Annotated in this window: 17 protein-coding genes; 8 read left to right on the top strand and 9 right to left on the bottom strand. The window is 71.9% G+C overall.

Going from position 1 to position 18,901, the window contains the following annotated elements:
• Positions 1 to 21 precede the first annotated feature (21 nt).
• Both EBL85_RS08135 and EBL85_RS08130 read left to right on the top strand, forming a co-directional pair.
• Complete coding sequence (locus tag EBL85_RS08135) at positions 22 to 1,179, top strand: class I SAM-dependent methyltransferase (RefSeq protein ID WP_123142637.1); 1,158 nt, start codon at positions 22 to 24, stop codon at positions 1,177 to 1,179.
• A 58-nt stretch (positions 1,180 to 1,237) separates the two neighbouring features.
• Positions 1,238 to 2,038, top strand: coding sequence for a sulfite exporter TauE/SafE family protein (locus tag EBL85_RS08130; RefSeq protein ID WP_123141512.1), 801 nt, complete (start codon positions 1,238 to 1,240; stop codon positions 2,036 to 2,038).
• 7 nt (positions 2,039 to 2,045) lie between these two features.
• On the opposite strand, the gene EBL85_RS08125 is transcribed toward EBL85_RS08130, so the two are convergent.
• Together EBL85_RS08125 and EBL85_RS08120 are read right to left on the bottom strand one after the other, a co-directional pair.
• Positions 2,046 to 2,588 (bottom strand): hypothetical protein, encoded by a 543-nt coding sequence (locus tag EBL85_RS08125; protein ID WP_132229271.1) that lies wholly within the window; start codon positions 2,586 to 2,588, stop codon positions 2,046 to 2,048.
• A gap of 235 nt (positions 2,589 to 2,823) precedes the next feature.
• On the bottom strand, positions 2,824 to 4,785 hold the full coding sequence (locus EBL85_RS08120; protein ID WP_123142636.1) for a transglycosylase SLT domain-containing protein: 1,962 nt from the start codon (positions 4,783 to 4,785) through the stop codon (positions 2,824 to 2,826).
• A 225-nt stretch (positions 4,786 to 5,010) separates the two neighbouring features.
• Here EBL85_RS08120 and amrB point away from each other — a divergent pair, with 225 nt between their 5' ends.
• Together amrB and amrA are read left to right on the top strand one after the other, a co-directional pair.
• Positions 5,011 to 5,793, top strand: coding sequence for an AmmeMemoRadiSam system protein B (gene amrB, locus EBL85_RS08115; protein ID WP_123142635.1), 783 nt, complete (start codon positions 5,011 to 5,013; stop codon positions 5,791 to 5,793).
• Positions 5,780 to 6,394 carry an AmmeMemoRadiSam system protein A gene (gene amrA, locus EBL85_RS08110; RefSeq protein ID WP_338086187.1) on the top strand — a complete coding sequence of 205 codons (615 nt, stop codon included), beginning with the start codon at positions 5,780 to 5,782 and terminating at the stop codon, positions 6,392 to 6,394. Before amrB ends, amrA begins: the two co-directional genes overlap by 14 nt.
• Before the next feature lie 6 nt (positions 6,395 to 6,400).
• On the opposite strand, the gene EBL85_RS08105 is transcribed toward amrA, so the two are convergent.
• The 6 genes from EBL85_RS08105 to EBL85_RS08080 all read right to left on the bottom strand — a co-directional run bounded on the left by EBL85_RS08105 (position 6,401) and on the right by EBL85_RS08080 (position 15,060).
• Complete coding sequence (locus EBL85_RS08105; RefSeq protein ID WP_123141507.1) at positions 6,401 to 6,730, bottom strand: SMR family transporter; 330 nt, start codon at positions 6,728 to 6,730, stop codon at positions 6,401 to 6,403.
• Positions 6,731 to 6,852: 122 nt separating this feature from the next.
• Positions 6,853 to 7,509, bottom strand: a complete 657-nt coding sequence (locus EBL85_RS08100) for a class I SAM-dependent methyltransferase (RefSeq protein WP_148040525.1) — start codon at positions 7,507 to 7,509, stop codon at positions 6,853 to 6,855.
• Positions 7,510 to 7,532: 23 nt separating this feature from the next.
• Positions 7,533 to 10,301 carry an AMP-binding protein gene (locus EBL85_RS08095; RefSeq protein WP_123142632.1) on the bottom strand — a complete coding sequence of 923 codons (2,769 nt, stop codon included), beginning with the start codon at positions 10,299 to 10,301 and terminating at the stop codon, positions 7,533 to 7,535.
• Between the two features lie 39 nt (positions 10,302 to 10,340).
• Positions 10,341 to 10,610 carry a hypothetical protein gene (locus EBL85_RS08090; RefSeq protein ID WP_223806097.1) on the bottom strand — a complete coding sequence of 90 codons (270 nt, stop codon included), beginning with the start codon at positions 10,608 to 10,610 and terminating at the stop codon, positions 10,341 to 10,343.
• Between the two features lie 10 nt (positions 10,611 to 10,620).
• Positions 10,621 to 13,761, bottom strand: a complete 3,141-nt coding sequence (locus EBL85_RS08085) for an efflux RND transporter permease subunit (protein ID WP_123142631.1) — start codon at positions 13,759 to 13,761, stop codon at positions 10,621 to 10,623.
• 30 nt (positions 13,762 to 13,791) lie between these two features.
• Entirely contained in the window at positions 13,792 to 15,060 is a 1,269-nt protein-coding gene (locus tag EBL85_RS08080; protein ID WP_223806096.1) for an efflux RND transporter periplasmic adaptor subunit, read from the bottom strand.
• Positions 15,061 to 15,410: 350 nt separating this feature from the next.
• On the opposite strand from EBL85_RS08080, the gene EBL85_RS08075 reads away from it, so the two are divergent.
• From EBL85_RS08075 to EBL85_RS08065, 3 genes are all read left to right on the top strand, one after another.
• Positions 15,411 to 15,638: a hypothetical protein gene (locus EBL85_RS08075; protein WP_123141501.1), complete on the top strand. Its 228-nt coding sequence runs from the start codon at positions 15,411 to 15,413 to the stop codon at positions 15,636 to 15,638.
• A gap of 452 nt (positions 15,639 to 16,090) precedes the next feature.
• Positions 16,091 to 16,819 carry a hypothetical protein gene (locus EBL85_RS08070; RefSeq protein WP_123141500.1) on the top strand — a complete coding sequence of 243 codons (729 nt, stop codon included), beginning with the start codon at positions 16,091 to 16,093 and terminating at the stop codon, positions 16,817 to 16,819.
• Complete coding sequence (locus EBL85_RS08065; RefSeq protein ID WP_123141499.1) at positions 16,809 to 17,651, top strand: DUF3037 domain-containing protein; 843 nt, start codon at positions 16,809 to 16,811, stop codon at positions 17,649 to 17,651. The genes EBL85_RS08070 and EBL85_RS08065 overlap by 11 nt, the downstream gene beginning before the upstream one ends.
• An 8-nt stretch (positions 17,652 to 17,659) precedes the next feature.
• On the opposite strand, the gene EBL85_RS08060 is transcribed toward EBL85_RS08065, so the two are convergent.
• Positions 17,660 to 17,926, bottom strand: coding sequence for a hypothetical protein (locus EBL85_RS08060; RefSeq protein WP_062273843.1), 267 nt, complete (start codon positions 17,924 to 17,926; stop codon positions 17,660 to 17,662).
• A gap of 496 nt (positions 17,927 to 18,422) precedes the next feature.
• On the opposite strand from EBL85_RS08060, the gene EBL85_RS08050 reads away from it, so the two are divergent.
• Complete coding sequence (locus EBL85_RS08050) at positions 18,423 to 18,809, top strand: hypothetical protein (protein WP_123142628.1); 387 nt, start codon at positions 18,423 to 18,425, stop codon at positions 18,807 to 18,809.
• Positions 18,810 to 18,901 lie beyond the last annotated feature (92 nt).

The raw sequence follows: 18,901 nt of genomic DNA, 5'->3' as shown, positions 1-18,901 counted from the left end.
TCGCTTCGAGCCGGCCATACCATGCACGCCCCTGAAGAGACCCGCCACGCCCAACGCATCAGCACCGCACTCAGCGCGCGCATCGACGCGGAGATCGCCGCCAGCGCCGACGCCCTGCTGCCCTTCGACCGCTTCATGGAGCTGGCGCTCTACGCCCCCGGGCTCGGCTACTATGTCGCCGGCGCGCCCAAGTTCGGCCGCGGCGGCGACTTCATCACCGCCCCCGAGTACTCGCCGCTGTTCGGCCAGTGTCTTGCCGCGCAGTGCGCCGAGGCGCTGGCGCGGCTCGGCGGCGGCGACGTGCTGGAGTTCGGCGCCGGCAGCGGCGCGCTCGCCAGCCAGGTCATCACACAACTCGCCGCGCTCGACCGGCTGCCCGAACGCTATCTCATCCTCGAGCCCAGCCCCGACCTGCAGGCCGCCCAGCGCGAGCGCCTCGCCACCCTGCCCGCGCCGCTGGCCGCGCGCTGTCACTGGCTCGAGCGGCTGCCCGAGGGGTTCAACGGGGTGGTCATCGGCAACGAGGTGCTCGATGCCATGCCGGTGCACCGCTTCGCCATCGGCGCCGCGGGCGAGGTGCTCGAGGTCTTCGTCACCGGCGAGGACGGGCAGTTCCGCGAGGTCCAGGCCGCGGCGCGATCGCCGGGGCTGGTCGAGGCGGTCGAGGCGCTGCAGGCGGCGGGGCTGGCCCGCGCCCCCGGCTACGGCTCCGAGATCAACCTCCGGCTCGGTCCCTGGTTCGCCGCGCTCGACGGCGCGCTCGAACACGCCCTGGTGCTGCTCGCCGACTACGGCTATCCGCGTCCGCTCTACTACCACCCCGAGCGCGACATGGGCACGCTGATGTGCCACCACCGCCATCGCGCCCATGACGACCCCTACCGTCACCCCGGGCTGCAGGACATCACCGCCCATGTCGACTTCAGCGCCGTGGCCGAGGCCGCGACGCGCGCCGGCTTCGGGCTGGCCGGGTTCACCACCCAGGCGCATTTTCTCATCGGTTGCGGCATCGACACCCTGCTCGCCGCCGCCCCCGATCCGCTCGATCTCGCCCAGCAGGCCAAGCAATTATTGCTGCCCGACGCCATGGGCGAACGCTTCAAGGTGATCGGGCTGACGCGCGGACTCGACGGTCCGTGGCGCGGCTTCGGCGAGCGCGATCTCGGCGATCGACTCTGACCGGTGCGGCCACGGCGGGCTATGATGGCGGCTTTGTCGCCGTCACAGGACCCGCACCATGCCGCTCGTCGAAGTCATCGCGCTGATCGCCCTCGGTCTCTGCTCCGGCCTGCTCGCCGGGCTCTTCGGGGTCGGCGGCGGGGCGGTGATCGTCCCCGCGCTGATGCTGCTCTTCCCGCTGTTCGACCTCGGCGGCCCCTGGCTCGCGCACCTGGCCGTCGGCACCTCGCTGGCGACCATCATCGGCACCGGGATCGCCTCCACCCTCGCCCACCACGGTCGCGGCGGGGTGCGCTGGGAGCTGGTCGCGCGTCTGGCCCCGGGGATCGTGCTCGGCGCCTGGATCGGCGCGGCGCTCGCCGGGGTGCTGCCCGAGGTCTGGCTGCGGCGGCTGTTCGCCGTCTTCCTCGCGGTGATGGGGCTGCGCATGGTGCTGCGCGCACGTGCGCCGGCGGGCGATCGCCCGCTGCCGGGCTGGCGCGGCATGCTCGGCGCCGGCGGCGGCATCGGCGGGCTCTCGGCGCTGGTCGGGATCGGCGGCGGCACCCTCACCGTGCCCTTTCTCGGCGCCCACGGGGTGGAGATGCGCCAGGCCGTGGGCACCTCGGCCGCCTGCGGACTGCCGATCGCCATCGCCGGGATGATCGGCTTCGTGGTGGTGGGCTGGGGACGCGAGGGCCTGCCGGTCGGCAGCACCGGCTTCGTCTACTGGCCGGCGGTGCTCGCCATCCTGCTGGCGAGCATCCCCAGCGCCCCGCTCGGTGCGCGGCTCGCCCACACGCTGCCGGTGGCGCTGCTCAAGCGGCTGTTCGGCGCGCTGCTGCTGTTGATCGCCACCCGGCTCGCGCTCGGCGGCTGAGTCCCGCTCAGCGCTCGGCGCCGAGCACCAGACGACGGTAGAGAAAGATCTGGCCGCTGGCGTCGCGCAGCGCCAGCCGGCCACGGTCGAGCGCGAACTCGAAGCGATGATCGAACTGGGCGCGCGGGTTGGTCAGCTCCAGCCAGCGCTCGGCGATGCGCAGCTCGCCGTCGATATAGCCGCCGTGGGCCGAGTAGAGCCGGTAACGATCGCCCTGCACGATCAACAGACTGCCGTCGCTGCCCTCCCACTCGCCATCGAGCGAGGTCACCCCGGCCGCCTCCCCGAGCGAGCGCGCAAACCGCTCCATGCCTCCGGCGCCGGGCATCCCCAAGGTATCGAAGGCCGAGGGCCAGCCCGGCACCCCGGCCTGCCCCGACCAGCCGCCGCGCTGCGGCGCGAACAACCCCATCGCCTCCATCATCTGCGCCATGGCATCGGCCATCGCCTCGCGCGAGATCCCCCCCGAGGCCAGCGCCAGCGGCGCGACGGCCAACGACGCGCACAGCGCGCAGACCCACGAGGAACGACGGAGGGACAGCATGGACATGGACAGGGAACGACAACGGTGACCACGGAAGGCGCGCTAGTGTAGCAGACGGGACCGGCGCGGCGGGCTGTCCAGCCACCAGCCGCCAGCCGCCAGCCGCCAGCCGCCAGTGGGGAGGGTTGGCGCACTGACGACGGCAGAGGCCGATGTCTTGCGGCGACGGTGGGGGAAGAGCGCCCGCTGGAAGCTGGTAGCTGACGGCTGACGGCTGACGGCTGGTCGCTGACGCCCCGCCTCATTCGTCCGCCGGCGCGACCCGGGGCGCCAGCCAGTCGCGGACCCGGGGGCGGTCGCTGTCGAGTCGGGCGGCGTAGATGGCGCGGTAGGTGAGCACCCGCTCGACATAGCCGCGGGTCTCGACGAAGGGGATGGTGGCGATCCAGCGGTCGGTGGCGAGCGCGCGCGTCGGGCGCCACCGCGCGACCCGCGCGGGGCCGGCGTTGTAGGCGGCGGTGGCCAGGGCGACATGCTCGAAACGCCCCTGCATCCGCGCCAGATAGGCGCTGCCGAGACCGATGTTGCGCCCCGGGTCGAGCAGCGCCCAGCGCGACTCGAGCGGCGTGCCGAGCGCTTCGGCCATGTCGCGCGCGGTGCTCGGCAACAGCTGCATCAGCCCGACGGCGCCGGCGTGCGAGGCGAGCGTGCGCGCGAACACGCTCTCCTGGCGGATCACCGCGAACACCCACGCCGGGGCGAGCCCCTGGGCGCGCGCGGCGGCCTCGACCTCGGCGCGATGGGCGAGCGGGAAGCGCAGCGCCAGATCGTCCCAGTAATCGGTGCGCGCCAGGGTGCGGATCGCCTGATCGTGCCAGCCGAAGACGTCGGCGACATAGGCCGCGGCGAGCAGGTCGGCGCGGTCGAGGTCGCGGGTCAGCGCGCGCCACTCGCGGCGCATCTCGGTGTCGCGCCCGAGGGCGTCGAGTTCGCGCATCCGCCGCACCGGCGCCAGCGCGGTGAGGCGGGCGATGCGCGCGGGCTCGGCCGGGGTCACCCGGTGGTGCATGCGATAGGGCAGGTCGAGTCGGTCGGCGGCCATGAAACCCCACAGGCTGCGCGCGCGGGCGGCGCGCGCGAACAGCGCCCGCGCCGCCTCCGGGTGCCCCAGCTCGGCCTCGGCGCGGGCCTGCCAGTAGAGCCAGCGATCGGTCTTGACCTCGCCCTCGGGCATGCGCTCGACCCAGCGCGCCACCCAGTCCCACTCGCCTCGCGCGAGCGCCGCGCGCAGCCGTCTCTCCTGCGCATCGAGCGTCTCGGGCAGGGCGCGCAGCCCGTCCCACAGGGCGAACCCGCCGGCGGCATCGCCGCGCTCCACCAGCGCCTCGCCGAGCGCGGCGCGGACCCGGTCGGCGGCCTCGGCGTCGAGGTCGAGCGCCGCGCGCCACCGCGCGAAGGCAGTACGCGCGCGCTCGGCATCGCGCGCGGCAAGCCGTGTCAGCACGTCGGCGAGGAGCACCGCGCGCAGCGGCTGCGGGGGCAGCGCGGCGCCGGTGTCAGGCAGCCGCTCGGGGGCGGCGCGCAGCGCCAGCCAGCGTTCGAGCCAGGGGCGCTCGCGCGCCGGCAGATCGGCGCCGAGATGACGCGCGAGTCCGTCCTGGCCGGCCTCGAGCGCAAGCCGGATGCGCGCCCACACCCGCTCGGGGGTCAGTCCCCCGGCGGCGCGCCAGGCATCGAACACCGGGTCGCAGGCATCCGGCTGAGAACGCCCGCTGCGCCACAGCGGCTCGACCTCGGCGAGTGCGCGCGCGCTCGCGCCGGTCTCGATCAGCGCGCGCAGATAGAGACAGCGCCGCTCGACATCCTCCTCGGGCCGATAGAGCCTGCGGTAATCGGCCCAGCGCCCGGCCGCGGCGAGGCGTTCGAGATAGGCGCGGCGCAACCGCCAGGCGAGCTGGCTCTCGGGCTCGACGGCGAGGAAACGCTCGATGGCCGCGTCCGGCGTGTTGTCGAGGTCGGCGGTGAGCTCGGCGAAGCGCAGATAGGGATGGAGCGGATAGTCGCGCAACGCCCGTTCGAGCCGGGCGAAGGTCTCGCCATCGCCCTGCTCGAGCGCGCGCTCGGCGGCGAGGAAATCGGCGCGTGCCTGGAGCGTGTCGAGACCACGCGCCTGCGCCGCGCCCACCGCCAGCATCAGCACCAGCAAGGGCGCGCGCCAGAGACGACGAGGCCAGCGACGGGCAACCGGCGCCACCACGCTCACCCGCGCATCCGGGAGGGCGCGACGGCGCGGGCGTTGCCCTCTCGCCGACAACGACGATAATGGAACAGGGGATGCGGTCGCGCATCACGATCGATTCGCACGGTAACGGACTCCCGCGCCAGCGCATCAGTCAACGGGCATGGTCCCGGGCGACGGCGCCCGGAGTCGCTAGCATAACCAAGCCCGACCAGCAGCGTCGATGGGTCCCGATCGGGAGAAACCGACATGCCACAGACTCGACCACCCGCCGTTGCCGGGCGCTTCTACCCGGCCAGCCCCGAGGCGCTCGGCGCCGAGATCGACAGCTATCTCGCCGTCGCCGCCACCGGCCCGACGCCCAAGGCGATCGTCGTCCCCCACGCCGGCTATCGCTACAGCGGCGCGATCGCCGGACACGCCTATGCGGCGCTCGGCGAGGCGCGCGCGCGCATCCGCCGGGTGGTGCTGCTCGGCCCGGCGCACCGGGTGGCGGTGCGCGGCATCGCCACCAGCGCGGCGACGGCCTTCGCCACCCCGCTCGGCGAGGTCGCGCTCGATCAGGTCGCCATCGCCCAGGCGCTGGCCTTCGACTGGGTGCACACCCTCGAGGCCGCGCATGCCGAGGAGCACAGCCTGGAGGTCCAGCTGCCCTTCCTGCAGCGCGCGCTCGACGACTTCTCGCTGGTCCCGCTGGTCGTCGGCGAGACCCCGACGGCCGAACTCGTCGCCCTGCTCGAGGCGCTGTGGGGCGGCGCGGAGACGCTGATCGTGGTCAGCTCCGATCTCAGCCACTACCAGCTGCGCGCCGAGGCCCAGGCACTCGATCGCGCCACCTCGACGGCGATCGAGCGGCTCGACGCCGCGGCCATCACCCCGGATCACGCCTGCGGCTGCTATCCGCTGCGCGGCCTGCTGGCGCTCGCCCGACGCCACGGGCTGGCCGCGCACACCCTGGCGCTCGGCGACTCGGGCGCGGTCTCGGGGACCCCGCAACAGGTCGTCGGCTATGGCGCCTATGCCTTCCACTGAGCGCGCACTCGACGCCGCGGCCCGCGCCCTGCTGCTGCGCGTGGCGCTGCAGGCCATCGACCACGGGCTCGCGGGCGGCGCGCGGCTCGACCCCGACCCCGCGCGCTACCCGCCGCCGCTGCGCGCCGAGGGCGCCTGCTTCGTCACCCTCGAGCACGCCGGTGCGCTGCGCGGCTGTGTCGGCAGCCTCGAACCGCGACGGGCGCTGGTGCGTGATGTCGCCGCCAACGCCCACGCCGCCGCCTTCGCCGACCCGCGCTTCGCGCCGCTGGACGGCGCCGAGCTGGACGGGCTGCACCTGGAGATCTCGGTGCTCTCCCCGCCGGTCGCGATCGACTGCACCGACGAGGCCGGGTGCCGCGCCGCGCTGCGCCCCGGTGTCGACGGCGTGGTGCTGCGCGCGGGACGGCGCCGCGCGACCTTCCTGCCCGCGGTCTGGGCGCAACTGCCCGAGCCCGCCGCCTTCCTCGCCGCACTGCGTCTCAAGGCCGGGCTCGGCGCCGATGACTGGCCGCCCGAGCTGCGTCTGGAGCGCTACACCACCGAGCACTTCGGTGCCACCGTCGCAGCACTGCGCGAGACCCCGGCCCCACCGTCCTAGCCCGTCTCAGTGCCCGGCGGTGCGCGAGAACAGGTTGATCACCAGCACCCCGGCGAGGATCAGCCCCATGCCGAGGATCGCCGGCCAGTCCGGGACCTGACCGAACACCAGGGCGCCGATCACCGCGATCAGCACGATCCCCATCCCCGCCCAGATCGCATAGGCGACACCGATGGGGATGGTACGCAGCACCAGCGCCAGACAGTAGAAGGCGGCGGCATAGCCGATCACCACCACCAGACTCGGCACCAGCCGGGTGAAGCCGTCGGAGAACTTCAGCGCCGAGGTCGCGATCACCTCGGCGATGATCGCCAGCCCGAGATACACATAACCCATACGTAGACTCAAGCATCACAGTGCCGCGCCGGCCCCGCCGTGCGGCGGCCCGGTCGAGCATCGGTTCAATGGATCGGGGTCCGGTCGAGGACCCCGGAGAGCATGCCCGTGCGAGCGCGCGCTCAGCCCGGCAGCAGCGTCTGCAGCCGCATGCGGTCTTCGAGCAGGATCGGACGCGCGGCGCCATCGGGGCCGAGCAGCGCATCGATGCGCGCCACCGCCGTCGGGTCCTCGGGCAGCGCATAATGATCGAACACCGAGCCGATCAGCTCGCTGCGATCCTCGAAGCGCCAGCAGCCACTGAACCCGGCGTCGTAGGCGAGGCGCAACGGACAGCGCGCCACCGCGCGCTGCGCCGCGGCGACCTCGGCACCCTCGTCGACGAGTTGGGCGAACACCCGCTCGAGCCGCCCGCTCTCGTCGGGCTCGATCACCAGCACCCGCCCGCCCGGGGCCAGCACCCGCGACGCCTCGGCGAGCGCCCGCGCGGGATCGCGATGATGGTGCAGCGACAGGGTGAAGACCACCAGATCGAAGCGCGCCGGGGCGAACGGCAGGCGCTCGCCGCTCGCCGCCACCAGCGCCTGAGCGGGCAGGCGCGCGCGCGCCGCATGCAGCGCCGACTGTACCGGATCGAGCGCCACCAGCGTACCGGCACGCGCGGCCAGGCGCGCGCTGACCCGGCCACTGCCGCAACCGATCTCCAGTACCCGCGCAGTCGCGAGATCGGCCTGCTGTTCGATCTGCTCGAGCATCCGTCGGTCGGTATCTCTCTGCATCACCCCTCCACGCTCGAAGTCGTTCAACCGCCCGCCACCCGCGTCTCGATCCACTGTCGCGCCTGCTCGCGCAACGCCACCGCGGCGCCCCAACCGGCGCCCTCGGGGACCAGCGGCGGCCCAATATACACCCTCACCCGCCCGCGCCGCGGTGAGAAAAGGCGGGCGCCGGCGAGCAGCTCGCGGGTGCCGTCGAGCGCCACCGGCACCAGCGGCGCCGCCGTCTCGGCGGCCAGCGCGAAGGCGCCCATGCGGAAGGGCAGCAGGCCGGGGCGGACGCGGAAGGTCGCCTCGGGAAAGAGCGCCAGCGGACACCCGGCGGCGAGCCGCGCGCGCAGCTCGGCGAGCGCCGCGCCGCCGGCGCGGACATCGAAGCGATCGACCAGCACGCAGTCGAGCCGCCGCAGGAAGTAGGCGGCGAGCCGGTTGCGTCCCAGCTCGCGTTTGGCGACGAAGCACAGCGGACGGCCGATCGCCTCGGCCAGCACCAGGGCATCGACATAGCTCTGGTGGTTGGCCACCAGCACCCAGGACGCGCCCGGCGGGGGCAGCCGCTCGCGCCCCGCGACCTCCAGGCGCACGCCGACGAGCCGGCGCAGCAACCCGGCGGCACGCCGCGCCACCGCCCAGCGCAGCCCCCGCCCCGGCAGCAGCGCCACCGCCAGCCAGCACGGCGGCGCGATCAGCGCCAGCATCAGCCAGACATGGACGGCGTAGAGCCGCTGCGGCAGCGTGCCGAGGTCGGCCAGCATGCGCACCCGCAGCCCGGCGAGGGTGACCCGCGCGAGCTGCCACCAGGGCGAGGCCGGCGTCGTCTGGATGCGCCCGGCGAGATAGCGCGCGCGGGTGTCGCCGCGCCGCAGCTTGCCGCTGGAGGTCTTGAGCACCGCACGCGGCGGCGCGAGCACGATCTCGTCCGGCGGCGCGCCGAGCACCTCGCCGGCGCGCGCGAGGATGCGCTGGCGCAGCAGCGCGCGCCGCCCGGGGTCGCGCTCCTTGGTCTCGGCGACCACCACCAGGCGCTCGCTGCCCTGCCCCGAATCGCGCGCGGCGAAGGCCACCACGCAGCCCTGGCGCACCCCGCGCAGGGCGCCGATGGCCTGCTCCAGCTCGTAGGGGTAGAGGTTGCGCCCGCCGCGGATGATCAGATCCTTGACCCGGCCGGTGAGATGGATCTCGCCGTCGGCGAGATAGCCGCGATCGCCGGTCTCGTGCCAGCCGTCATGAATCAGCGCGGCGCTCGCCTCGGGGTTGCGGTAATAGCCCCGGGTCGCCGAGGGCCCCTGGAACTGCACCAGCCCCTCGTGACGCTCGGGCAAGGGCACGCGCCGGGCGTCGACCACCCGCAGCCGATACCCCGGCAGCGGCCGACCGCAGCCGACCACGCGCTGCGCGCCGGGGTCGTCACAGTCGACGCGCAGCGCATAGCCGCTCTCGGCGAGGCGCTCGCGATCGATGCAGTCGATCCTCGGCCCCCGGGTCGGCGGCGGGAAGCACAGCCCCACCGCCGCCTCGGCCAGCCCATAGACCGGGGCGAGCGTCTCGGCGCGCAGCCCGCAGCGGGCGAAGCGCGCGGCGAAGCGCTCCAGGGTCTCGGCGCTCACCGGCTCGGCGCCGTTGAAGGCGCGGCGCCAGCTGCCGAGGTCGAGTCCGGCGAGCTGCTGCTCGCCGATGCGACTGAGACAGAGCTCGTAGGCGAAGTTGGGCGCCGCCGAGAGGGTGGCGCGATGATCGGCGATCGCCTGCAGCCAGCGCCGGGGCCGGGCGAGAAAGGCCAGCGGCGAGAGCGAGACCAGCGGGATGGCGAAATAGAGGCTGCCGAGCCAGGCGCCGATCAGCCCCATGTCGTGATAGAGCGGCAGCCAGCTGACGAAGCGGTCCTCGGGGGTGATCGCCACCGCCTCACCCATGGCGCGGATGTTGGCGAGCAGCTCGGCGTGGCTGAGCATCACCCCCTTGGGCGCGCCGGTGCTGCCCGAGGTGTATTGCAGGAAGGCGAGGTCGTCGGCCGTCGCCGCCGGCGCCTCGATCACGCTCGGCTCGCGCTCGAGTCCGTCGAGGGTGAGCACCGCGCCGAGCGCCGGCAGCTGCAGCCGCAGCACCGCCGCGACCCGCGCCGCCGCGCCCTCGGTGAGCATCGCCACGCAGCCGGCGTTGGCGAGGATGCGGGCATGCCGGCGCAGATGATCCTCGATGAGCTGGGGACGCGCCGGCGGGTAGATCGGCACCGGCACGGCACCGGCGCGCAGCACGCCGAAGAAGCTGAAGAAGTAATCCGGCCCGCTCGGCAGCATCAGCGCCACCGTCTCACCAGGACGCACCCCGGCGCCGCGCAGCCGGTTGGCCACCCGTGCCGCGCCCTCGGCAAGCTCGCGATAGCGGATCGGGTGGACGCGGTCCTCGGCGTCGTACCAGTGGATGTGCACCCGCTCGCCCTGACGCGCGCAGTGCCAGTCGAGCACCTCGAGCAGGGTTTCGGCCTCCGCCGGGGTGCCGGCGTGGGCGTCGGGGTCGGGCACCAGGCGCAGGGTCGGCCCCGGCCCCACCGCGCCGCGCGCGCACGCCAGCGCCTGCAGTTCGGCGACGGTGGCGGCGAGCAGCGCGCGCTCGGGCAGCTCGATCCCGAGTCCCTGCTCGATGCGGGCGTTGAGCTCGGCGCGGCTGAGGCTGTCGAGCCCGAGGTCGGTCTCGAGCCGGGTGTCGGGCCCGATGGTCTCGGGGGCGATGGCCAGGCGCGAGTCGCGGGCGAAGGCGCGCACCAGCGCCAGCAGCGGGTCGGCGGGGTCGGACATGAGGCTTTTCGCTCCTGGCGCCGCGCGCGGCGCCCGGCATCAGTCGTGGATGGGCTCGGCGGGCGCCGCCAGCAGTCCCTCGCGCACCAGCACCGCGTGCACCCGGCGGGCGCTGCGCGCGAGCGCCGAGAGCTCGGCAAGCCCCGGGCGGGCACCGGCGGCCAGGCGCCACTCCCAGTCGTCGAGCTGTTGCTCGATGAACTCCAGCAGCTTGGGCGCGCAGCCACCGGCGCAGGCGCCGTGACAGACCCGGGCTGCGGGGTCGTCGAGCGGCAGCTCGCGGCGGATGCGCGCGATCAGCGCGCGCATCGCCGTGGGGCTATCGGGTGGCATCGGCGCGGCGGCGCCAACCGGCGCCCTTGAGCCACTCGCGCAGGGACTGCATGACGAAATAGGTCACCGGGATCAGCAGGATACCGACCACGGTGGCGGCGAGCATGCCGCCGAACACCGCCGTGCCCAGCGCCACCCGCGAGCCCGCTCCGGCCCCCGAGGCGAACACCAGCGGGAGGATGCCGAGGAGGAAGGAGAGCGCGGTCATCATCACCGCGCGAAAGCGCAGCCGCGCGGCCTTGACCGCGGCATCGTAGATCGACAGCCCCTCGACCTCGCGCTGCTCCTTGGCGAACTCGACGATGAGGATGGCGTTCTTCGCCGCCAGCCCGATCAGCATCACCAGCCCGATCTGGGTGTAGAGGTTGACGTCGAGCCCGGCGGCGCCGACCGTGGCGAGGGCGCCGAACACCGCCACCGGTACCGCCAGCAGCACCGCCAGCGGGATCGACCAGCTCTCGTACTGGGCGACGAGGAAGAGATAGACGAACAGCAGCGCCAGACCGAAGATCAGCGGCGCCTGCCCGGCGGCCTCGATCTCCTGGTAGGACATGCTCGTCCACTCGTAGCCGAAGCCGCTCGGCAGGGTCTCGTCGGCGGTGCGCTCCATCGCCGCGATCGCCTGCCCCGAGCTGTAGCCGGGGGCGGCCGCGCCGGAGATATCGGCCGAGCGGAAGAGGTTGTAGCGGGCCATGATCTGCGGCCCGGTGATGGTCTCGACCTCGGCCAGGGTGGCCACCGGCACCATCTCGCCGTCGCTGCTGCGCACGAACAGACGGAGGATGTCGCTCGGGGTGTCGCGGAACTCCCCTTCGGCCTGGGCCATCACCCGCCAGGTGCGGCCGAACTTGTTGAAGTCGTTGATGTAGACCGAGCCGAGCTGGGCCTGGAGGGTGGCGAACAGCTCGTTGAGCGGCACCTGCAGGGTCTCGACCTTGTCGCGATTGACCTGGAGGAAGAGCATCGGCACGTCGGCGCGGAAGGTACTGAAGGCGCTGCCGATCTCGGGCTGGCTGTTGGCTGCGACGATGAAGCCGCGCATCGCCGCGGCGAACGCCTGCAGGTCGCCGCCGCTGTAGTCCTGGAGCACGAAGGAGAAGCCGCCGGAGTTGCCAAGGCCGGGGATCGCCGGCGGCACGAAGGGGATGACGTTGGCATCGATGGTGCGCGCGGCCACGCCCTGGGCGGCGGCGACGATCGCCGGCAGGCGCAGCCCGGTGTCCTGGCGCTCGTCCCAGGGCGCGAGCACCGGGATCACCAGCGCGCTGTTGGAACCGAAGGCGCCGTTGAGCATCGAGTAGCCGGACACCGAGATGACGTTGGTCACCCCGGGGATCTCCAGCAGTTGCTGCTCGACACGCCCGAGCACGGTCTCGGTACGGGTGAGCGAGGCGGCGTCGGGGAGCTGCACCTCGATGAAGAAGTAGCCCTGATCCTCTTCGGGCAGGAAGCCGCTGGGCAGGTGGGTGAACAGCCAGCCGGTGGCGGCGATCAGCCCGACATAGAGCAACGAGATCAGCGCGGCGCGGCGCACCGTCATCTTCACCGCGGCGGTATAGCCCGCGGTGAGCCGGCCGAACAGCCGCTCGAACCAGTTGAGCCAGCGCAGCGGCTTGCGCCCCGGGCGCAGCAGCACCGAGCACAGCGCCGGGCTCAGGGTCAGGGCGTTGATCGAGGAGATCGACACCGCCACCGCGATGGTCACCGCGAACTGCTGGTAGAGCTGGCCGGTGATCCCGGGCATGAAGCCGACCGGCACGAACACCGCGAGCAGCACCAGGGTGGTGGCGATCACCGCGCCGCCGACCTGATCCATCGCCTTGGCCGTCGCCGCCTTCTGGTCGAGCCCCTCCTCGGCCATCAGCCGCTGCACGTTCTCGACCACGATGATGGCATCATCGACGACGATGCCGATGGCCAGGATCAGCGCGAACAGCACGATGGTGTTGAGGGTGAAGCCGAGCACCGCGAGCACCGCGAAGGTGCCGATCAGCGACACCGGGATGGCGATGCCGGGGATCAGCGTGGTGCGCCAGTCGCCGAGGAACAGGAACACCACCAGCACCACCAGGCCGACGGCCTGATAGAGCGTCACCTTGACCTCGTCGATCGAGGCCGAGATGAAGTTGGTGGTGTCGTAGAGGATGGCCTGCTCCATGCCATCGGGGAAGCGCTCGGCGAGTTCGGCAAGCTGCGCGCGCACCGCCGCGGCGGTGGCCAGGGCGTTGGCGTCCGGGGTCTGGTAGACGGCGAGCACCACCGAGGGGCGCCCGTCGAGCCGCCCCGAGGCGGAATAGGCCTGGGCGCCGAGCTCCACCCGGGCGACGTCGCCGACGCGGATCGCCGAGCCGTCGGGATTCATGCGGATGATGATGTCGGCGAACTCCTCGGGCTCGGTCAGCCGCCCCTTGGTGGTCACCGTGTACTGGAACTGCTGATCGACCGGCGCCGGCGGCGCGCCGATCTGACCGGCCGGCACCTGCACGTTCTGCGTCGCCACCGCGTTCTGGAGATCGGCGACGCTCACCCCCAGCGCGGTCATGCGATCGGGCTTGAGCCAGAAGCGCATGCCGTAATCCATCACCCCGAGGATCTCGGCCTTGCCGACCCCGTTGACGCGCCCGAGCGCATCCTTGATGTTGATGGTGGCGTAGTTGTTGAGATAGAGCGCGTCGAGGCTCAGATCGGGCGAGTAGAGATTGACGATCAGCAGCATGTTGGTCGACTGCTTCTCGGTCTTCACCCCCTGGCGGCGCACCTCCTCGGGCAGCTTGGGCTCGGCCTGGGCGACGCGGTTCTGCACCTTGACCTGGGCCATGTCGGCGTCGGTGCCGATCTCGAAGGTGACGGTGAGGCTGTAGCGCCCGTCGTTGTCGGACTTCGAGGACATGTAGATCATGCCCTCGATGCCGTTGACCTCCTGCTCGATGGGGGCGGCAACCGTCTCCTCGACGACCTCGGCGCTGGCCCCGGCGTACTGGGTGCTGACGCTCACCGTCGGCGGGGTGATCTCGGGGAACTGCGCCACCGGCAGCCCGAGCAGCGCCAGCACCCCGGCCAGCGAGATCACGATGGAGATGACGAAGGCGAACTTCGGCCGGTTGATGAAGAACTTGGACAGCGTCATCGCAATGCTCCGGTCGGTTCGCCCATGGGCTCAGTCGCGCGCGGCGGGCGCGGCGTCGTCGCCATCGCCGCCACCGTTCTCGCCGCTCGAACCCGGCCCGGTCGCGGCGAGCGGGTCGCCGGGCGGCGTGGTGGTCTCCGGGCGCACCTGGATACCCGGGCGCACCTTCTGGATGCCGTAGAGCACGATGCGCTCGCCGGACTCGAGCCCCTCCTCGATCACCTGACGGGTACCGAAGCGCTGCCCGGTCTTGACCCGGCGGCGCTCGACCTTGTCGTCGTCGCCGACCACCAGCACATAGCTCCCGCCCTGGTCGGTGAGCAGCGCCGCCTGCGGCACCACCACCGCCGAGACCGCCTCGCGCCGTTCGATCACCACGGTGACGAACTGCCCGGGCAGCAGCAGCTGGTCGGGGTTGGGGAACTGGGCGCGGATCAGCACCGTGCCGGTGGTCTCGTCGACCTTGTTGTCGAAGAAGTCGAACCAGCCGTCGTGGGGATAGAGCGAGCCGTCGGGCAGGCGGATCTGCGGCACGAAATGCTGCTTGCCGGGGGCGGCCAGCTCATCCGGGTCCTGTCCCTGACGTGCCCGCGCCCCGGCCTGCGCCAGCTCCAGGTACCAGGTCTCGGCGATCGAGAAGGCGACCTTGATCGGGTCCATGCGGTTGATGGTGGCCAGCACCCCGGAGGCGGGTTCGACCAGGTTGCCGACATCGAAGGCGGCCAGGTCGATGCGCCCGGCGATCGGCGCGCGGATCTCGGTGTAGTCGACGTTGAGCTGGGCCTTCTGGATGTCGGCCTGGGCGGTCTCGACCGCCGCCTCCTGCACCAACACCTCGGCCTGGGCCTCGTCGACCTTCTGCTGGCTGACGTTCTTGGCCTTGGCCAGCTCCTGATAGCGCGCGAGATCGACCTGGGCGCGGTTGAGCGAGGCCTCGGCGGCGCTCAACTGCGCCTCGGCCTGGGCGAGGCTTGCCTGATACTGCTCGGGCTCGATGCGAAAGAGCAGATCATCGGTCTCGACCTGGCCGCCCTCCTGGAAGGCGCGCTCGAGCAGGAAGCCGGTCACCCGCGCGCGCAGCGCCACGGTATCGGCCGCGCGGGTCTTGCCGACGAACTCGAAATAGGGATTGACCCGCTCCTCGGTGACGGCGATCACCCCGACCGAGGGCGGCTCGGCGGCGGGCGGCGCATCACCGCCGGGGACACAGCCAAGGATCAGCAGCGAACACAACGACAACACCGCCCCCGAGCGACGGGCAGACCGGAGCGGCACGGCGCCGCGCGGCATCGAAACCATGGAACATCCTCCGCGCGAGGTGGCATGGGGGCGCCGGGCAAGGCGCCGGGTGCAACCGACCGAGCCAGACCGGCATCGGGGAAGTCGCACACTCACTGGGGACAAGGTTAGCCCGCCACCGCAGCAACGCAATAACCTTTATTTTCGCGCATGACGCGATCGCACATCGCGCCCTTATGAAAACAACCGCTTAGCCTCATGACGGCATGCGCCGGGCTCGGACGAACGCGCTCAGCCCGTCTCGGCAGCGCCGAGAGCGCTAACCACTCGCCCCATGCAACCCACAAGATCGGGGCGGTTTTGCTAGACTGACGCGACCCAAAATCCAACCTGCCCAGACCACCGAGACCATGCGCCTGCTGACCCTGCTGCTCGTCGCCCTGTTCGCGCTCTCGACCACTGCCTGCGGTGGCGCCGCGCGGGCCCAGAAACGCGCCTACAAGGCGCAGGAGACCGTCGCCAAGGAACGCCTGCGACTGATCGATGAGTATCAACGCTGTGTCGACAAGGCCGGCACCGACGCGCTCAAGCGCGAGGGCTGCGAGAGCCATCTCAAGGCCGCCCAGGCGCTCGACTGAGCGCGACGTCGAGACCGACCGCGGACACCCGGCGGCGGCGCCCCGGCGCGGCGGTGTTTGCCGTCCGACAACTTCGGTTGTAGGCTTGTACGAATGCGTTGGCGCAACCGGCTTGGCCAGCGGCGCTGCGCGCAGTCGCCGACCCGGCGCGAGCCGGTCGCACGCGGCGGCACATCGCGGCAGATGACCTCGCGGCCCGTGCCGACACCGCCCGGGCGCTAGCCCTTAGGTGGCGCATCACTGCCGAGCGGCGAAGAGCCGGCAGGCCCCGCAGCGACCACGCCGCCCTCCCCGTCGTCGTCCACCGCCGACGCGCCGCCCAGGCACCACCGGGCGCGCGCCGCGTCCGTGCGCAGTGCGACGGTGCTCGACGGCGGGCGGTCGGGCGCGGCCGATCTCGAACTACTGAACCAGATTGCGGACCCCCTGGCCCGCAAGGAGTGAGCCCCCTCATGCAGGGACGCCTGTGGCCCTTGGAAATCGTGCGTCTCGACCCCGTCGATCTGGGCGAGAACGACCTGCGCGCGATCGGCGTCGGCATCGACGGCCTGACCTACGCCATCAAGCGCAGCAGCGACGCCGCGCTGCTCCCCGCCACCGAGCTGATCTGCACCCGCCTGGCGCTGGCCTGCGACCTGCCGGTGCTCGGCGGCGAGATCGCGCAACTGCCCGACGGCACCATGGCCTTCGCCTCGCCCTGGGAGGGCGGCACCCTCGCCACCCAGGAGGCGCGGGTGTTGCTGATGACCAAGGGCGGGGTGTCGAGCCAGGTGCTTTCGGCGATCCTCGCCTTCGACCTCTTCGTCGGCAACCAGAACCGTCATCTCGGCAACTTCCTGGTGCGGCGCGACCCCAACCACAGCGTCGCCGCGGTGGTCGCCACCGACTTCAGCCGCGCCCTGCTGATGGCCGGCTGGCCGGTACCGATGCTCTCGCCGACCTGCAACACCCTGGTGGTGGCGCACGCGCTGATGCGCCTGCACGGCTTCGATCGCGACGCCGCGCTGCGCGTCACCGGCCGGCTCTACTCACTCCCCAACGATACCCTCGAACGCTGCTGTCGCGACCTGCCGCCGCACTGGCTGCCGCACGGCATCGCGGTCAAGCTCGACGACTGGTGGCGCAACCAGCGCATCGCCCGGCTCGAGCAGGTCGCCACGGTGATCGATCATGCCTTCTGAACGTCTCAAGTACGCCGTCATCCGTGTCGTCCCCGACACCCGCCGCGGCGAGACCGTCAACATCGGCGTGGTGGTGTTCCGCCCCGCGGGACTCGACGTGCGCCTGCTGCCCTCGCTGCACAAGGTGCGTGCGCTCGACCCCAGGTTCGACGAGCAGATGCTGCGCGACTACCCGCCCTACTTCTCTGCCCTGATCGAGGGCATCGAGCGCCCCGAGCAACAGCACCAGGTGCTCGCCAACCTCGGCAGCATCCGTCTCTCGGCGCTCGGCGAGTTCCATCTCGAACAGGGCCAGGACTACGAGCAGCAGGTGCAGTCGATCCTCTCCGATCTGGTCAAGCCGCCGCTCAAGCACAAGCGCGTCGAGCCCGTCACCCGGCTCGAGACCGTCATCCGCCAGCAGTTCGAGGTGCTGCAGCTGCTCGCCAAGCAGGAGGACGACATCGACCGCGGCATGGTGGTGCCCAAGTACCCGATCGAGGGCCACGGCAACCTCTATGTCGACTTCGCGCTGCGCAAGGAGCGCTGGATCGTCACCGAGACGATCGACTTCAGCGGCTCGCCGAGCACCCTGCGCGGGGCCAAGTTCAAGGCCTCGGCGCTCAAGGCGCTGACCCTCGACGCCGCCGCGCGCAAGCTCAAGGGCGAGACCGTGCCGCTGGTCGTCTACCAGGCGGCTACCGACGAGATCCTCGAGGCGGTGCAGCCGAGCATCGACCTGCTCTCGGACTACGCCCAGCAGCTCTACAACTACGCCGACGCCGACGAGCGCGCCGCCTACTTCGACCGCATCGCCTACGCCGCCGGCCAGATCAAGGCCCCGCCCTACTGAGCGCGGCGCTAGTCCGCCCCGCCGACCTCGGCCCGCGCCCGCTGCTGCTCGCGCAGCAGATGGGCCAGCTCGTCGTCGATCGCCGCCTTGCGCCGCGCCTGCTGCACCGCACCCTCGCGCCGCACCGACTGCTCCAGCGCCACCGCCATCTCCATCGGCGAGCGATGGTCCAGCGCGCGCGACTGCGCGATCAAGCGATCGAGCGACAGATCCCCGGTCTCCGGCACCCGCAACAGGATGCAGGCCAGCTCGTGCCGGGTGAAAAGCTCATTCATACCTCTACCTCGTTAGCAACCGCGCCGTCCCGTGCGCCACCGTCGATGGGCATCGAACGACACCCGAGCGGGGCATTCTAACCGCTGGCGCCAGGGGGGAATGCAATCGGCTTCCAGCGATCAGCCACCAGCCATCAGCGACCAGCGACCAGCGACCAGCGACCAGGCGGCAGGCGGCAGGCGGCAGGCGGCAGGCGGCAGGCGGCAGGCGGCAGGCGGCAGGCGGCAGGCGGCAGGCGGCAGGCGGCAGGCGGCAGGCGGCAGGCGGCAGGCGGCAGGCGGCAGGGATTGAACCGCAAGGGACCGTCTTGCCCGTCAACCGCCGGTCATGTGCGTCAGCCCTCCTTACTGGCGGCTGGCGGCTGGCGGCTCTGACCGCTGGAAGCTGGTCGCTCGGCCGCCCCGCGGATACCGAATCGCGGTGCCCGGTGCTTTACTCCGGCGGGGGTAAGCTGCGATCCTTGATTGCCGGTTCCCGTGGAACAGCCCCAGCCTCATGGACGACCCGACCGCGCCGATCGAACACTTCTCGCAACTCGCCCCGCTGCTGCGTCACCCGCTGGTACTGGCCGGGTTCGCGCTGCTCCTGTTCTTCTTCGGGCCGGGTCACGCGCTGCTCAAGCGCGGGATCATCCCGCCATTACCCGCCAACACGGCCGGGACCATCCTGCAACGGCTGCTGCAATACGGCTTCGTGCTCGCGCTGGTGACGATCGTCTTCGCCCTCGCACTGCAACTCGTCCGCCCCGACCAACAGCCCTGGCTCTATGGCTTCTTCCCCGCAACCCTGGTGATCGTGCTCGGTTTCGTCCTGCTGCTGCACAAGGACCGTCGCACCACCGCCCCTGTCCCCTTCCCCAAAAATAGGTCCAGCGAAAAGTAGAGACCGACGGCATGATGGTGGCCGAGCAGAGGAGAGCCCACATGCGCAAGAGCAAGTACAGCGAGCAGCAGATCGTTGACGCACTGCGTCGT

Source organism: Marichromatium sp. AB32 (genome assembly GCF_003718675.1).
Lineage (GTDB): Bacteria > Pseudomonadota > Gammaproteobacteria > Chromatiales > Chromatiaceae > Marichromatium > Marichromatium gracile.
Note: the sequence above shows the minus strand (reverse complement) of the source record. Positions and strands in the feature narration are given on the sequence as shown.

Coding starts and splice junctions, on each gene's coding strand:
- EBL85_RS08080 (WP_223806096.1), bottom strand. CDS start 15,060: ATGGTTTCGATGCCGCGCGGCGCCGTGCCGCTCCGGTCTGCCCGTCGC.
- EBL85_RS08050 (WP_123142628.1), top strand. CDS start 18,423: ATGGACGACCCGACCGCGCCGATCGAACACTTCTCGCAACTCGCCCCG.
- EBL85_RS08070 (WP_123141500.1), top strand. CDS start 16,091: ATGCAGGGACGCCTGTGGCCCTTGGAAATCGTGCGTCTCGACCCCGTC.
- EBL85_RS08090 (WP_223806097.1), bottom strand. CDS start 10,610: ATGCGCGCGCTGATCGCGCGCATCCGCCGCGAGCTGCCGCTCGACGAC.
- EBL85_RS08135 (WP_123142637.1), top strand. CDS start 22: ATGCACGCCCCTGAAGAGACCCGCCACGCCCAACGCATCAGCACCGCA.
- EBL85_RS08075 (WP_123141501.1), top strand. CDS start 15,411: ATGCGCCTGCTGACCCTGCTGCTCGTCGCCCTGTTCGCGCTCTCGACC.
- amrB (WP_123142635.1), top strand. CDS start 5,011: ATGCCACAGACTCGACCACCCGCCGTTGCCGGGCGCTTCTACCCGGCC.
- EBL85_RS08065 (WP_123141499.1), top strand. CDS start 16,809: ATGCCTTCTGAACGTCTCAAGTACGCCGTCATCCGTGTCGTCCCCGAC.
- EBL85_RS08060 (WP_062273843.1), bottom strand. CDS start 17,926: ATGAATGAGCTTTTCACCCGGCACGAGCTGGCCTGCATCCTGTTGCGG.
- EBL85_RS08095 (WP_123142632.1), bottom strand. CDS start 10,301: ATGTCCGACCCCGCCGACCCGCTGCTGGCGCTGGTGCGCGCCTTCGCC.
- EBL85_RS08085 (WP_123142631.1), bottom strand. CDS start 13,761: ATGACGCTGTCCAAGTTCTTCATCAACCGGCCGAAGTTCGCCTTCGTC.
- EBL85_RS08105 (WP_123141507.1), bottom strand. CDS start 6,730: ATGGGTTATGTGTATCTCGGGCTGGCGATCATCGCCGAGGTGATCGCG.
- EBL85_RS08100 (WP_148040525.1), bottom strand. CDS start 7,509: ATGCAGAGAGATACCGACCGACGGATGCTCGAGCAGATCGAACAGCAG.
- EBL85_RS08130 (WP_123141512.1), top strand. CDS start 1,238: ATGCCGCTCGTCGAAGTCATCGCGCTGATCGCCCTCGGTCTCTGCTCC.
- amrA (WP_338086187.1), top strand. CDS start 5,780: ATGCCTTCCACTGAGCGCGCACTCGACGCCGCGGCCCGCGCCCTGCTG.
- EBL85_RS08125 (WP_132229271.1), bottom strand. CDS start 2,588: ATGTCCATGCTGTCCCTCCGTCGTTCCTCGTGGGTCTGCGCGCTGTGC.